The organism is Paenisporosarcina sp. (genome assembly GCF_057785155.1).
The window spans coordinates 85,853-100,433 of record NZ_JBYNRN010000013.1 but is presented as its reverse complement, the minus strand read 5'-3'; the positions used below and the strand labels follow the sequence as shown (position 1 = coordinate 100,433).

Below are 14,581 nucleotides of genomic sequence, written 5' to 3'. Positions count from 1 at the left end.
AAGGAGTAAAGCCTTTTTTCTTATTGAACTCCCATGAAAATTAAAACCATAAAAGACCAAATTAAAGCAGACCCAGTAAAATACTTTTTTAAAAAAGGCTGAGCCTTGTAAAATTTATTATTAAATTGATAGTGGTTCTGATCAAAAATCCTCCCCCTAGTAAAAAGTATAGAGTAATTGGCTAGTGCAACAACCTGAGTAGGATTAATCTCCCATGAGTGCTACCCCATTGAGGGTGCGACATTCTGTGATACACCGTGGTTGTTGGAGTCAGACTAACGCTCGGGCTCTAGGCACCATAGTTCATCGACCTTCATCACCTAGCCTTGGTAATCTATACCCGTTCTTAAAACATTTTCATCCTCTGTGGTGCAGCGCAGGTATTGCGATGCATGGGTGGCTAACGCAGCAGGTTAGTTGAGTAAGAAAGAATAATTTTAAACAGACAAAACCCCTTCAAATAAAGTTGAAGGGGTTTTGCAATACTAGTTTTTCTCTTTAATAACGAATAAAACACCAGTGAGAATTAGGATTGATCCTATCCAAAACGTTACACCTATGTTCTCGCCTAGAATAAGCCATCCAAGTAATGTTCCAACCACTGGTTGAAAGAAGAAAAATAACCCCCCATTTGAGGCGTTAAGCATTTGCAATCCACGATTCCAAAGTAAAAATCCAACTGCTGTTGAAATAACGCCCAAATATAAAAGTCCACCCCAAATAGTCGGGTGAGTCAGTTCAGAGATATTAATTTCATGTAACCGTGGCAAAACAAATGGGGTCAATACAATTAGGGCAACCAATATTGAATAGGTCGTTACCACAATTTGTGAATAATCACTCGGTAACTTTTTTACAAGTACAGACATGAGCGCCCATGTTAAAGCCGCAATAAGAAGCCAAATACCACCAATTTTACTGGACATACTCATATTACCAATTCCAACAATGAGTAGTACTCCAATTGTTGCTAAGCTAACGGAAATTCCCTTCCTTAAAGTCAAACGTTCTTTAAGAATTAAGCGAGCAAAAATAACCATAAATGCTGGTGTTGAGGAAGTTATAATGGCTCCCATTTGTGCTGTAGATAACATTGTTCCAGTTTCTTGAGCAACTATTGAGATGGCGTTACCGATAATCCCAATGGCAATTATTATTAGGAAATAACGTTTTTCAATTCTCCATTTTTGTCTTGTAACTAAGCCGATAATGAGAAGTGCAAAAAGAGCCACTACATAACGCAACCACACAAGTTCGAGTGGAGGTATGACTGATACCACTACTTTTACAACGACGTACATACCGCCCCAAATACTTGATGCTAAAACTAAATACAAGGAACCTAATAAGGTGTTATTTTTCATTTTTTGTACCCTCCGTCTTTTGTTTAGGCCGAAAATGCCCCTAACGGAGAGATGTAGTAACCTTCACTCCATTAAAGGAAGAGTGCTACTGGTACATCGTTTTCGAATAATGGAGTCCAATACATATTGATTCACCTCTGATCAAAATTAACTTCAATGTGTATTATTATAGCAGACAATAATATTGGCCGAAACCAGACAATTAAACTCACAAAAGAAATTTTAGAAACAATCAAAATTAAGTAATCTCTTATTGAACTCCCATGAAAGAACGTAATATTCTTTCATGATCTGTGGTGTTGCTATTATTTTTAGCTACATGGATGGCTAACGGGTGCTTTACTTCAAGAAGGAGTAAAGCCTTTTTCTTATTGAATTAGAGGGCAGATCAGGTAAAGAGTGATTAAGTCTATATAGGGGCAATTCATCTATTAGAAAAAAAGCCATGTGGATTTGGTAATCTAGAGGATTTTACTACTATAAGTAAACCTTATATTTTACTGATTGAAATGGAGGTGGCGTAAAACAACTGCTCCTGTTTCTGCATCGCTTCGCTAGCTTCGAAACATGAAAGTGCGTTGCATCGCTCTGCTAGCTTCGTCGCAAAGATTAGAACCAACTTTGGTTCTAATCTTTCCTGGGGGAACAGCACGAACTTTAGACCCTGGACTGAGTATCGCGAGGGAAGCGGCTAAAGCTCGTGCCCCCGCGGAAAGCGTCCATCGCAATGAAAATCAGTCACAAGAAAGATCGTCACTTGAATGAGAAAACTCTCCAAAAAACCGTCACCCAATTCGTGGATGACGGTTTTCTCATAGACAATGCATCATGGATTCTGCTTCATCCCAAGGAACAGGATAGCCTTTTCCTTTGGCACAAAAAATAGAAGTAGAACTGTACTCAGGATCAGCATCTTTGTTATAGCCCATTTTCTCAATGACTTCTTTAGGATTATGACAGCGGTCATATCCGCTGAAAATCATTTGTAGACTGCCTTTGCCATGTGTAAAGGAAGCAAACTCGATGCTGTAGTTCATAAACGTTGCAACAGGAACTCTACCTTTAACGATCGTTTTACTGCCAATCGTTTCAGGCGGTTCGAACGTGCCATGTGCTTGCTGAATATCGGAAAAGACTTTTCCAATTTGATCAAGCTCTACTCGAATTGTGAAATCATAATACGGTTCGAGCAGCACGTTCTGTGCTTTCTCTAAGCCTTGTCGCAATGCTCGATAGGATGCTTCTCTGAAATCGCCTCCCGAAGTATGTTCGTTATGACCTCTTCCCGTGAGCAAAGTGATTTTCACGTCTGTCAGAGTGGAGCCAGTTAGTAGCCCATGATGGTTTCGTTCAAATAAATGATGGTGGACTAAGTTTTGATGGCCAATCGACATGTCATTTGCGTGGCAGACATTTTCAAATGTAATCCCGCTATTCCGTTCAGCGGGCTCAATAAGAAGATGAACTTCTGCATAATGTTTTAACGGTTCAAAATGTCCATAACCTGTAACAGGTGCTTCAATCGTTTCTTTATATAAAATTTGAGGATCGCCAAATGACACCTGATAATTGAAACGGTCTTGAATCATGTGTTCGAGAACTTCTAGTTGAATGACGCCCATGACATGAACGTGGATTTCCTGGAATTGTTCATTCCAAATGACGCGCAAGGAAGGGTCTTCCGCGTCAAGTAGATGAAAACAGCCCACCATGTCTTTTACATGAATGGAAGAATCGAACATCACTTTAGAAGTTAAGGTAGGAACCATATCATATTGAGCGGTTTCTTTATTTTCCCCAATGCCGTCTCCGACAGAAGCTTGTGTCAAACCTGTAATTGCGAATAGTTCACCAGCACTCACTTGTTGAACAGATTCAAATGTTTGACCGTTCACTTTGCGAATTTGTGTGACCTTCTCGGTTACTCGTTTATCATCCGCTCCGTAACTTACTTCATCTCGTACACGCAATGTGCCACTCAAACACTTCATGAATGTTAGTCTTGTTTCACTTTCGTCATAGCGGATTTTATACACTTGACCAGCAAACGGTCCTTCGCTTACGTAATTTGTCTGAGTCAAAACATCTACGAGTTCCATGCACTCGATTACGCCCAAATCCTTTAAAGCTGAACCCGACATGAGTGGGAAAAACCTGTTTTGTTTCACCAATTCCTTCATTGTCGTCATCCATAATTCCTCGTCATACCCTGACTCCATGAATGTTTCAAACAATGTCTCATCCTGTTCAGCTAGAAATTCGATTAACGGCTCGGTCATAACACCATTTTCGATAGACGATGTACAATCAAAGACGTTTTTGGTTAATGAAGTACGTATATCTTCAAGTACTCGTTCAATATGTGCTCCTTCTTGATCGGTTTTATTCAAAAAGATAAAAGTCGGTACTTGGTGTTTCCTTAGTAATTGCCAAATGGTTTCGGTATGTCCTTGAACGCCATCGACTGCGCTAATAATTAAGATTGCAACATCCATTACTTGAATGGCGCGTTCCATTTCTGGGGAGAAGTCGACGTGTCCTGGGGTATCGATTAAATAGTAAGTGGACGCATTCAATTGAAAAACAGCTTGGTCGGCGAAAACGGTGATTCCGCGGTTTTTCTCTATTTCATGACTATCGAGAAACGCATCTTTATGGTCGACACGTCCTCTTTGTTTAATTGTTTTTGTATGATAAAGCAGTTGCTCAGAAAACGTTGTTTTCCCAGCATCCACATGTGCTAATATGCCAATTGTTTTATTCAACATGTCACCTCTGTTCATTTCAAACTCATTGTATGTAATTATAGTACAGTAGATAGATTCAACCTATGAAAAAGGAGTTTTTAATAGATGAAGTTTGTTTCTTGGAATGTAAACGGCTTAAGAGCGTGTGTGAATAAAGGATTTCTAGATTATTTCACCGAGATTGATGCAGATATATTTTGTATGCAAGAAGTGAAATTGCAAGCGGGTCAAATCGATTTGCCATTAGAGGGCTATCACCAATACTGGAATTACGCATTGAAGAAAGGCTATTCCGGTACAGCAGTTTTCACTAAAATTGAACCGCTGTCTGTTACATACGGTGTGGGAGATATGCCTGAAGAGGCGGAAGGACGTATATTGACGCTTGAATTCGAACATTTTTACTTAGTGAATGTGTACACGCCAAATTCAAAGCGGGATTTGTCTCGTTTGACATACCGTTTAGAGTGGGAAGACGACATGAGGGTTTATTTAAACCAATTGGATGCAAAAAAACCTGTCATTCTATGTGGGGACTTAAATGTAGCCCATGAAGAAATTGATTTAAAAAATGCGAAGTCGAATAGAGGGAACTCTGGGTTTACGATGGAAGAGCGTGGGAAAATGACGGCATTACTCGAATCGGGATTCGTTGATACCTACAGACATTTTCATCCAACTCAAGAAGATGCGTATACGTGGTGGTCCTACATGAGTAAGGTTCGTGAGCGAAATATTGGTTGGAGAATCGACTATTTTATCGCCTCAAATCAGTTGGTGCCACAATTAAAGAGCGCTACAATTCATCCCCATGTTTTAGGGAGCGATCACTGCCCGATTGTTTTGGAAATAAACGATTGACAATCAAGAACTATCCCCACTTTTTAAGTGTCTGCATAAGATGAACAAAAAGGGGTGTAACGGAATATGGGCCTTTATATCAATTCGGGAAAACACCCGGACATACTAAAGAATCCGGCAACGGTTGTTGAAGTGAATCAATCTTATTTTAAGCAAGATACCTTAGCGGATATGTTAGAAGCGCAACAAAAAACAAATGATTTACTTCAACAGTCCTATATAGATTTAAAAGATTCGGTTGAAAAGCACGCCTCCATGCAGACATCACGGTGGAAATATGTCCAATCGAAAATGAATCATCAAAGACAAATGAATACACAACAGAAAAACTTAGACCATCAAGTGTTGGAGAAATTAAAAAATGTTGAGGATAGACAAGGGAAGCTGCAATCTTCGTTCGAAAATCAAGAACCGCTTGCGAAAGATCTTATGAACATGATGACACAAGCAAATCAAGAGGTTCTTCTCAAATTGAAGCAAGCTGAAGAAGCGAATGTACAGCTTCAGTTGAAGATGGATGAACAAGTTCACTTGCAAAACCAATTGGTTCAGCAACTAGCAAAGCAAGAAGAAATCCAAGTGGAGATGGGGAACCGATTAGAAAACCAGGAAGCGTTTATGGAAAAAATCATGCGACAAATCGATTATTTTCGTTCGGTTCTTTTTGAGAGAACCAATTATCTAGCGGAGAAAATTGATGCAGGATATACAACTTTTACGCAAATGCTTACCGGCAAAGCTCGAGCGGCAAAAGCAGAACAAGTAAAACATGAACCGAAATCCTCTGAAATCGAATAATTTCATGAATATCTGTCAAAAATGCCAGCAACGCGCAAAGGTTGCTGGCATTTCTTAATTAGACGAAACAGTGTAGTCAGCCATGGCTTCTTGTTCTACACGATCTAAAAAGTCAGTTACGACCTTATCTCCTGCTTTTTTATTACCTAGTTTTAACATCGCACGTCCTACAAAGTTAATGCCCGTGTTTGAACCGGCATATATGAATTTCGTTTGTTTCTCATTCAATCGTTCTAATGTAAATAATAAGTTCATTTCAAAAGCACCAGCGAGACGGAATTGAATACGTTTGTGTTTTCGATCGTCCGTATTCTCAAATTCGATGATTTCCACCACGTACGTTTCTTTTCGTTTTCCTTCTTGGTACGTTTGCTCGTAAGTCGACCCCAAAGTACCTGGTTTCTTTTCAAGCCAGCGGTTTTCAACCACTTTTGGCATAATTCGTTGCGCATTTTCTTCTTCAAACAACGTCCATACCACTTCAATTGGTGCATCAATGATTCGTTCTTCTTGCCATTTCATCTATCTGATTCCTCCTGTCCCGAGCGTATGAATGCTTCAATTTCACGGATTTTTTGTTGTTTTTGCTGTACTTCTTCTTCAAGGCGCGTCTTCTTTCGTTCCAATAAACTCTCTAAATCTTTAAAGGACTCATTATCCATAACAACCTTCATTTCTTGAATGGTGCACTCGAAATTCCTCAGTGTTTGAAGCAATGCTGCAAGAAAAAAAGAGCCATCATCGTAATAGCGATAATGATTGTTAGGATCTACGTATGCGGGTTCAAGTAGTTTTTCTTGTTCATAATAACGTAATGTCTCTTTACTAAGTCCAGTAAGTTCGCTAAATTCACTTATTTTATACACAGGATTCCTCCTCTCCTAAAGTTTAAAGGCTAGGGTGCACCACAGAGTCAAATGAATTATTCTTTTTCTTCCACATAGTGATAAACTTTTCCTTGGCTTTCTTCACGATCCCGTTCATTTAATATTTCGTTGCTCAAGATGAATCCCCCAGAAGCCATAAAAACAATGCTCAAAAGATAAGGAATCCACCCACTAATACCTGAAACTGTATTCATAAAGCCATGAATAAAAATACCTTGTGATGAAGCAATGGCAATGGCCACATGCATGAGCCCAAATAACAGGACACCAGATATAAACAGTAGAGCTGCAAACTGAGTAGATAATTTTTTCAAAAATCCTCCTGTATTCGTTGTGTTATAAGTAATTCGTTATTTTTAAGATCAAACCCTTTATTAATGTGAATAAAATGTTTGACATTATACCTAAGGGGGTATATTATATGTTAGGTACACAAGTACAAAAGAGTACGAAGGCTTGAAAAAATGCCGTTGCTACTCTTTATCAAACCCGAGTGGGTAAACTATTGGAGGGTCTTTCATGTTGGCAGATAAAGTTTTAGACGCAAAAGGACTAGCTTGTCCAATGCCGATTGTAAAAACAAAGAAAAGTTTGACCGATATGTCATCGGGCCAAGTGTTGGAAATTCATACGACAGATAAAGGTGCATTAAATGATTTAACAGCTTGGGCAAAATCTGGCGGTCATGAGTTATTGAAACACGAAGAAGAAAATGACGTTTTAAAATTTTGGATACAAAAAGGATAATTTTTTTGTCTTAAATAATACCTAACAGGGTATAATACATTCGCAACAAACATAAAATCTAAACGATTCTAAATCGAATCAGACAATTTAAGGAGGAACTTAAAATGAAATCAATATCACCAATGGAAGTAGAAAATTTATTAAAAGAAGGAAAAAACCCTTCAATTATCGACGTTCGTGAAGTTGGGGAAGTAGCAGAAGGGAAAATCCCTGGAGCAGTCAATATTCCTTTAGGTTTAATTGAATTCCGTATGAGTGAATTAGATAAGTCACAAGAATATATCATGGTTTGTCGTTCAGGCGGAAGAAGCGGTCAAGCGACACATTTCCTTGCTAGCCAAGGGTATAAAGTAATTAACATGGACGGTGGAATGCTTTCTTGGGAAGGCGAAACTGAGTAAAACACTGAACCAAATTTATTACCCAAACGGGTATATTTACTGGGGGTAAATATGGAGACAATTAAATCTGATGTTTCAGTCGACGCAAAAGGATTAGCATGTCCAATGCCGATTGTTAAAACAAAAAAAGCAATGACCAACCTTGAAGGTGGTCAAGTATTAGAAATATTAGCTACTGATCAAGGATCACGAGCTGATTTAAAAGCATGGGCTGACAGTATGGGTCACCAATATTTAGGCACTGTCGAAGTTGATAAAGTGTTAAAACATTATATTCGAAAATCGACTGGTGAGGAGGCAGCTCCTCGTCAGCATACACAAGTTATGAGTAATGCCGAGCTTGAAGCTATTTTATCAAGTCGACCGAATGCCGTTGTTTTGGATGTTCGTGAAGCCGCAGAATATGCCTTTAATCACATTCCAAACGCAATCTCTATTCCTTTAGGCGAATTAGAGACGCGCATCGGTGAACTAAATAGTGAACAAGATATTTATGTGGTGTGTAGAACAGGAAATCGTAGTGATTTCGCTGCTCAACAATTAACAAAACAAGGATTTACAAAAGTAACCAATGTGGTTCCTGGCATGAGTGAATGGTCAGGAAACACAACAAGTCTTTAATGCAAAGCAAACAAACAAATTATCAGGGGGAATTTTAAATGACTAAAAAAGTAGCAATTATCGCAAGTAATGGTGGATTATTCGACGCATATAAGGTTTTCAATATCGCAACGGCAGCAGCTGCTACCGATCAAGAAGTACAAATTTTCTTCACGTTTGAAGGATTAAACTTAATTCACAATCAAGCATACCAACAATTACAAATGCCTGAAGGAAAAGAGCATTTTGCAGAAGGATTCGCAAAAGCAAATGTACCAGCTATTCCTGAATTAGTTGAAATGGCACAAGATTTAGGCGTGAAATTCATTGGTTGCCAAATGACAATGGATGTTATGGGTCTTGAAAAAGAAAACTTTATAGATGGTATTGAAGTAGGCGGAGCAGTAACATTCCTTGCATTCGCTAACGAAGCCGACGTTACTTTAACGTTTTAATTAATAAACTTATGTTTAGGTAGGAGGATATAAAATTGGCTGTACATGCAAAGACTTCACAAGAAGTAGCAAAAAAAGTTTTCAACAAAGAATCATTGTTCATTTTGGATGTGCGTAATCAAGACGCTTTTCAAGATTGGAAAATAGAAGGCGAAAAATTTGATTATTTAAACGTGCCATACTTTGACCTCTTAGATGGCGTAGAGGAAATTCTTCCACAAATCCCTTCGGATAAAGAAGTCTTAGTGGTTTGTGCGAAAGAAGGATCTTCGATTATGATCGCTGAAATGCTTTCAGATGAAGGTATGGATGTTTCGTATCTTCTAGGTGGAATGAAATCTTGGAGTGAATATTTGGAACCGGTAAAAGTGGGAGACTTACAAGGTGGCGGCGAATTGTATCAATTTGTACGCATCGGTAAAGGTTGTCTTTCTTATATGGTGGTTTCAAATGGTGAAGCTGCAATTATTGATTCTACACGCATGACTGATGTTTATGTTGACTTCGCAAACAAGTTGGATGCGAAAATTACACATGTATTTGATACGCATTTACATGCTGATCATATTTCAGGTGGACGCACGATTGCTGAGACGACAAATGCAACATACTGGTTGCCTCCAAAAGATGCAACTGAAGTTGTATTTGAGTATAAGCCTCTTGAGGATGGAGAAAATGTTCAAATAGGTCAAACGACCATTTCGATTGATGCACTATATTCTCCAGGTCACACAATTGGATCGACTTCATTTGTAATCGACGGAACGTATTTACTTTCAGGTGATATTTTATTCATCGATTCGATTGGACGTCCAGACCTTGCTGGTCTGGCAGAAGACTGGGTTGGTGACTTAAGAGAGAGTCTGTATAGTCGTTACAAAGAATTGTCATCTGAACTTATTGTTCTTCCAGCCCATTTCATGGTGATTGAAGAATTGAATGATAATGGAACAGTTGCTAAAAAACTAGGTACGTTATATGCAGAAAATCATGGTTTAAACATTGAGGATGAGCAAGTGTTCCGTGATATGGTTACAAAAGATTTGCCACCTCAACCAAATGCTTATCAGGAAATTCGTCAAACCAATATGGGGATTATGACGCCTAATGAAGATTACCAACGCGAAATGGAAATTGGTCCAAATCGTTGTGCAGTAAGATAATGTAAAAAAGGGAACCTTTGTGTTCCCTTTTTCTAAAGGAGGATTTTCTATGGATTTAACATTTGTAGTTGTTATTTTTCTAATCGGATTTGTAGGATCCTATATATCAGGTATGTTAGGTATAGGTGGCTCCATTATCAAATACCCAATGCTTTTATATATTCCATCATTGTTTGGATTGGCTGCATTCAGTGCTCATGAAGTTTCTGGGATTAGTGCAGTACAAGTATTCTTTGCGACCATTGGTGGTGTTTGGGCTTATCGTAAGGGTGGTTATTTAAATAAATCATTAATCATCTATATGGGTGGAGCGATTCTACTAGGTAGCTTTATCGGTAGTTTTGGATCACGTTTAATGAGTGAGTCTGGAATTAACTTGGTGTACGGAATACTAGCTGTGATTGCTGCAGTTATGATGTTTATTCCGAAAAAGAATATTGATGACATTCCATTTGACCAAGTTACGTTTAATAAATGGATTGCTGCGTCATTGGCATTCATCGTAGGGATCGGGTCAGGGATTGTTGGAGCGGCAGGTGCTTTCTTACTGGTACCAATCATGTTAGTTGTCCTTAAAATTCCTACGCGTATGACCATCGCTTCATCACTAGCGATTACGTTTATTTCATCCATTGGTGCGACCATCGGGAAATTAACAACGGGTCAAGTTGATTACTACCCAGCGGCTATTATGATTGTCGCTAGTTTAATCGCTGCACCACTTGGCGCAATGGCTGGTAAGAAGATTAACACGAAAATCTTGCAAGTCATTTTAGCAATCCTGATTGCGGTTACAGCAATTAAAATCTGGATTGACATTCTATAAGCACTAGCTTGAATAGAAAGAAGTGAAGAGCGTGGCGAATCAAACACTCGTATACTTTGTTTCCTTAAGTTCAAATGCACCAGCAGTACTAACAGAAGCAATCGAAAAAAGTGCGAATCACTCCATTTCAATATTCTTCGATTTAGATGGAGCCCATGTTTTAGACATGCGCTACTTGAGAAAACTAAATCGAACTCATGGTACGGACCTAGAAATGCTTTTAAAAACAGCTATCCAAAGTGGCATTAAATTATTTGGTTGCCAAATGAATGTCTTAATAGCAGATGGCCTAGAACTTATAGACGGTGCTGAACTATCAGGTGTTGCTTCTTTCCTAGAGATAGCTTATGAAGCAGACGCTGTCTTGAGTTATTAAAGGAGGAATCACTTCTATGGAAACAAAAAAAGTGTTAGTACTCGCCATGCACAACGAATTGGAATCAGCATACCCTCCATTGAATATTGCCGTTGGAGCCGCTGCTTCAGGTGCTGAGGTTAGCTTAGTCTTTTCTAGAAATGGAATAGACATACTAGCTGATAATTATGTACCTCTTCCATCAAAAGGACTTGAGTATTTATCAAATGCACTGAAGAATTTCGAAGTATCCTCTGTACACGAATTACTCGAAATCGCAGTGGATTTGGGCGTCCAATTATACGTAGTTGATTTGGATATTCATACAGATACATCATTTAGATTTGACGCAGACCAAGTGTCGATTAAATGGGTATTAAATGAAGCAGCCAAAGCCGATCTGTTTGTTCATTTTTAAATTGATAGATTAGAAGGTGAGTGTCCCAAAAGTCATATAAAGTGACTTTTGTGACACTCCTTTTTTAATTATTTATTACAATAGCGGATTAGAAATTGTATGAAAAAGATGAATTTTAGAAAGTGGTAGTCGAATCCTTGAATAGGTCACGTCAATGCTTGAATAGATCCGATGAATTCTTGAATACACCAATCGAATCCTTGAATCCCTCCCACCAAATGAAGAATGTTTTTCTCAGGTACTAAAGCATCTTTATCCGATTGTTTTCGTCTCAATAAGTAGAAATGCTTTTAAGAGGAGGAACAACCGTGAAGAAGAAAGTTGTTTTAGCCGGTGGAACCGGATTTATTGGCCAATACTTCGAAAAGAAATATAAAGAACAGGGGTATGAAGTTTTCATTATTTCAAGGCAGCCCCAACATATCTCTTGGAATGACCAAGACAAGATTATTTCCGCACTCAATAGGGCAGAACTTGTCATTAATCTAGCAGGAAAATCAGTGAATTGTCGGTACAATGAAAAGAACAAAAAAGAAATTATACATTCTCGAACGGAGACGACGGATACGATTGGCTTAGCGATTTTAGCTTGTGAACATCCGCCAGAACTTTGGGTTAACTCGAGCACAGCAACAATTTATCGTCATGCAGAAGATCGCCCTATGACTGAAACGAATGGAGAAATCGGTGAAGGATTTTCAGTGGACGTGGCAAAAGCGTGGGAACAATCTTTATTCGCCTTTCATTTGCCCCAAACACGAAAAGTGGCCTTACGTATTGCCATCGTGTTAGGTGAGGATGGAGGGGTAATGGAACCTTATTTGAATTTAGTACGATTTGGACTCGGAGGAGTTCAAGGTACGGGTACGCAAATGTTCAGTTGGATTCATATTGAAGATGTGTACCAAATCGTTCAATTCATTCAGGCTAATAAAGAATTGAGTGGGGTCTTCAATGCGTCAGCTCCACAACCGGTCAGTAATAGAGACTTTATGAATCATTTGCGAAAAGCGAAAAATCAACGTGTAGCATTACCTTCTCCGAAATGGATGTTAGAAATCGGTGCTGTATTTATGAGAACCGAAACAGAACTTATCCTTAAAAGTCGCTGGGTACTTCCCGAGAGACTAGAGCAAGAAGGTTATGTGTTTACTTATGCCACTTTAGATCAAGCTCTTAAACAAATTGTGAAGAACTAATACAAAACACCTTCCACGAAATTAACTTTGTGGAAGGTGTTTTTTGTAGTGGAAATCTCAAGAAGTAGACTTGAATTTGAGACGGGTTTGATTGATAAAAGTGTGATTTTGATTGATAAATCCTCAGATTGATTGATAAATCTCCAATTTGATTGATAAATGTACGAAACTGATTGATAAAGTAAATTCCTGACCAAAACAAACTAATAAATGCGTGCAAGCCAACCGGTTTTCTCTATTTCAGTCTGAGGGGATTCGTGTTTGACTCGTTTTAATTGAGCGACAATGATCACGCTGATTACGACTAATAAAAACCAAGAGCTAATTTTCCCGATATGAACGAGCGACCATACCTCTTCTTGATTTGGATATTGCCATGCGCCTAAAAATGTTGTGATATTTTCGGCGATCCATATAAAAAAGCCAATCAGAAGAAAGGACAAGGTTAATGACATTGTATATCGTTGCTCAAAGATTTGATAGGTAACGGCGGTTCTAAAGAAGATGACTAATAGAAGTACAGTTAGTACCCATCTTAAATCATAGAGGTAATGATGAGTAAAGAAATTGAGATAAATGAGAGAACTTATTAAGATCGCATAGATAGATTTTGGCCAATTGATTATTTGCAACTTCATTCTTCGCCAACTTTGGCAAATATAGCTTGCAACACTTGCGTACATAAAGCCGCTGTACAAAGGAACCCCCATTATTTTGCTATAAGCTTCCTCTGGGTATGACCACGAACCCATATGAACTTTATATAACTCCAGGGCAAGACCGATGATATGAAATAAACAAATGACTTTAAACTCATCAAACGTTTCTAATTTTGATGCGAGCATCCCGATTTGCGCCATAACACAAATAATTAGGATGAAATCATAGCGGGGCAAAAAGGGAATGTCTATAAATTTGGATAAGGCCAAAGCAGCAAAAATGATTACGGGAAATACGCAAGATAGAGCTTGTAAATAAGTGAATTGTAGAAGATTTTTCATGAGTGTAAATCACCTACCTTTGTAATTTTTAATACGGCAATTGCGGTTATTAATAAGACGTTATGTTTTTTGAAAGGTTCTTTACTCAACATTCGTTTCCCTAGATGCATACGTTATGAATTAAAACCAACTATGTAAAGGGGAATACTCAACATCATGATTCATCCACATACGGAATTACGTTTTATTAATAAAGAAATTGGTTTCGGTGTATTTGCTACAAAATTGATTCCCAAAGGAACGATTACTTGGGCATTAGATGAGTTGGATCAAAAATTAGAACCCGAATTCGTGGATTCAACTTCATCGTTTTGTCAGGAAGTCTTAAAAAAATATGCCTATCGAAATCAAGATGGGTTACACATTCTTTGCTGGGATTTGGGGAGATACGTGAATCATAGTTTTCACGCGAATTGTATGGGGACAGCCTATGATTTTGAAGTTGCGATACGGGATATATACCCGGGGGAAGAACTTACGGATGACTATGGAACATTGAATATAGAGGAACCTTTTGCTTGTATTCCAGAACAGGGGACGAAGCGGAAAATCGTGTATCCAGATGATCTGCTTTATTATCATGAAGAATGGGATTGCCAGGTTGTAGAGGCGAGTCATTATTTTGACCAGGTGGAACAGCCATTGCTCTCCCTTGTGCGACCGGCATTTATCAAGACATTTAAACAAGCTGCCGAAAACGGAAAGCTTCAGGATTCTATTAAAAACATTTATTACGATCGTTCCTAAAATCGTCGTTTT

19 protein-coding genes are annotated in these 14,581 nt (G+C 38.5%); 12 read left to right on the top strand and 7 right to left on the bottom strand.

Annotated elements, in window-relative coordinates:
- Positions 1–485: 485 nt before the first annotated feature.
- Both AC3EA5_RS06775 and AC3EA5_RS06770 read right to left on the bottom strand, forming a co-directional pair.
- Positions 486–1,364 (bottom strand): DMT family transporter, encoded by an 879-nt coding sequence (locus tag AC3EA5_RS06775; RefSeq protein ID WP_488607639.1) that lies wholly within the window; start codon positions 1,362–1,364, stop codon positions 486–488.
- An 812-nt stretch (positions 1,365–2,176) separates the two neighbouring features.
- Entirely contained in the window at positions 2,177–4,132 is a 1,956-nt protein-coding gene (locus tag AC3EA5_RS06770) for a GTP-binding protein (RefSeq protein ID WP_488607641.1), read from the bottom strand.
- 84 nt (positions 4,133–4,216) lie between these two features.
- Here AC3EA5_RS06770 and AC3EA5_RS06765 point away from each other — a divergent pair, with 84 nt between their 5' ends.
- Both AC3EA5_RS06765 and AC3EA5_RS06760 read left to right on the top strand, forming a co-directional pair.
- Complete coding sequence (locus AC3EA5_RS06765) at positions 4,217–4,972, top strand: exodeoxyribonuclease III (protein ID WP_488607638.1); 756 nt, start codon at positions 4,217–4,219, stop codon at positions 4,970–4,972.
- Positions 4,973–5,038: 66 nt separating this feature from the next.
- Entirely contained in the window at positions 5,039–5,770 is a 732-nt protein-coding gene (locus AC3EA5_RS06760) for a hypothetical protein (RefSeq protein WP_488607637.1), read from the top strand.
- A 54-nt stretch (positions 5,771–5,824) separates the two neighbouring features.
- Here the strand turns inward: AC3EA5_RS06760 and AC3EA5_RS06755 are convergent, their stop codons facing one another.
- The 3 genes from AC3EA5_RS06755 to AC3EA5_RS06745 are packed head-to-tail and all read right to left on the bottom strand — an operon-like array spanning position 5,825 to position 6,971.
- Positions 5,825–6,292 carry an SRPBCC family protein gene (locus tag AC3EA5_RS06755; protein WP_488607636.1) on the bottom strand — a complete coding sequence of 156 codons (468 nt, stop codon included), beginning with the start codon at positions 6,290–6,292 and terminating at the stop codon, positions 5,825–5,827.
- The gene (locus tag AC3EA5_RS06750; RefSeq protein ID WP_488607635.1) at positions 6,289–6,636 is read right to left on the bottom strand and encodes a MerR family transcriptional regulator; all 348 of its coding nucleotides are present in this window, start codon (positions 6,634–6,636) and stop codon (positions 6,289–6,291) included. Before AC3EA5_RS06750 ends, AC3EA5_RS06755 begins: the two co-directional genes overlap by 4 nt.
- A gap of 56 nt (positions 6,637–6,692) precedes the next feature.
- Positions 6,693–6,971 (bottom strand): hypothetical protein, encoded by a 279-nt coding sequence (locus AC3EA5_RS06745; protein ID WP_488607634.1) that lies wholly within the window; start codon positions 6,969–6,971, stop codon positions 6,693–6,695.
- Positions 6,972–7,176: 205 nt separating this feature from the next.
- On the opposite strand from AC3EA5_RS06745, the gene AC3EA5_RS06740 reads away from it, so the two are divergent.
- The 8 genes from AC3EA5_RS06740 (at position 7,177) to AC3EA5_RS06705 (ending at position 11,622) form a co-directional block, all read left to right on the top strand.
- On the top strand, positions 7,177–7,404 hold the full coding sequence (locus tag AC3EA5_RS06740; protein ID WP_488607633.1) for a sulfurtransferase TusA family protein: 228 nt from the start codon (positions 7,177–7,179) through the stop codon (positions 7,402–7,404).
- Positions 7,405–7,508: 104 nt separating this feature from the next.
- Positions 7,509–7,805, top strand: coding sequence for a rhodanese-like domain-containing protein (locus AC3EA5_RS06735; protein WP_488607632.1), 297 nt, complete (start codon positions 7,509–7,511; stop codon positions 7,803–7,805).
- Between the two features lie 51 nt (positions 7,806–7,856).
- Positions 7,857–8,426, top strand: coding sequence for a sulfurtransferase TusA family protein (locus AC3EA5_RS06730; protein WP_488607631.1), 570 nt, complete (start codon positions 7,857–7,859; stop codon positions 8,424–8,426).
- Positions 8,427–8,464: 38 nt separating this feature from the next.
- Positions 8,465–8,860, top strand: a complete 396-nt coding sequence (locus AC3EA5_RS06725; RefSeq protein ID WP_488607630.1) for a DsrE/DsrF/DrsH-like family protein — start codon at positions 8,465–8,467, stop codon at positions 8,858–8,860.
- A 35-nt stretch (positions 8,861–8,895) separates the two neighbouring features.
- On the top strand, positions 8,896–10,023 hold the full coding sequence (locus AC3EA5_RS06720; protein WP_488607629.1) for an MBL fold metallo-hydrolase: 1,128 nt from the start codon (positions 8,896–8,898) through the stop codon (positions 10,021–10,023).
- A gap of 49 nt (positions 10,024–10,072) precedes the next feature.
- Positions 10,073–10,849, top strand: a complete 777-nt coding sequence (locus AC3EA5_RS06715; protein WP_394190597.1) for a sulfite exporter TauE/SafE family protein — start codon at positions 10,073–10,075, stop codon at positions 10,847–10,849.
- Positions 10,850–10,880: 31 nt separating this feature from the next.
- Positions 10,881–11,225 (top strand): DsrE/DsrF/DrsH-like family protein, encoded by a 345-nt coding sequence (locus tag AC3EA5_RS06710; RefSeq protein WP_488607628.1) that lies wholly within the window; start codon positions 10,881–10,883, stop codon positions 11,223–11,225.
- A gap of 16 nt (positions 11,226–11,241) precedes the next feature.
- Positions 11,242–11,622 (top strand): peroxiredoxin family protein, encoded by a 381-nt coding sequence (locus AC3EA5_RS06705; RefSeq protein WP_488607627.1) that lies wholly within the window; start codon positions 11,242–11,244, stop codon positions 11,620–11,622.
- 146 nt (positions 11,623–11,768) lie between these two features.
- Here the strand turns inward: AC3EA5_RS06705 and AC3EA5_RS06700 are convergent, their stop codons facing one another.
- On the bottom strand, positions 11,769–11,897 hold the full coding sequence (locus AC3EA5_RS06700) for a hypothetical protein (protein WP_488607626.1): 129 nt from the start codon (positions 11,895–11,897) through the stop codon (positions 11,769–11,771).
- A gap of 33 nt (positions 11,898–11,930) precedes the next feature.
- Here AC3EA5_RS06700 and AC3EA5_RS06695 point away from each other — a divergent pair, with 33 nt between their 5' ends.
- Positions 11,931–12,821 carry a TIGR01777 family oxidoreductase gene (locus AC3EA5_RS06695; RefSeq protein ID WP_488607625.1) on the top strand — a complete coding sequence of 297 codons (891 nt, stop codon included), beginning with the start codon at positions 11,931–11,933 and terminating at the stop codon, positions 12,819–12,821.
- Positions 12,822–13,024: 203 nt separating this feature from the next.
- Here the strand turns inward: AC3EA5_RS06695 and AC3EA5_RS06690 are convergent, their stop codons facing one another.
- The gene (locus AC3EA5_RS06690) at positions 13,025–13,822 is read right to left on the bottom strand and encodes a DUF817 domain-containing protein (protein ID WP_488607624.1); all 798 of its coding nucleotides are present in this window, start codon (positions 13,820–13,822) and stop codon (positions 13,025–13,027) included.
- A 156-nt stretch (positions 13,823–13,978) separates the two neighbouring features.
- Here AC3EA5_RS06690 and AC3EA5_RS06685 point away from each other — a divergent pair, with 156 nt between their 5' ends.
- Positions 13,979–14,569 (top strand): SET domain-containing protein, encoded by a 591-nt coding sequence (locus AC3EA5_RS06685; RefSeq protein WP_488607623.1) that lies wholly within the window; start codon positions 13,979–13,981, stop codon positions 14,567–14,569.
- The last annotated feature ends 12 nt before the right edge of the window (positions 14,570–14,581 follow it).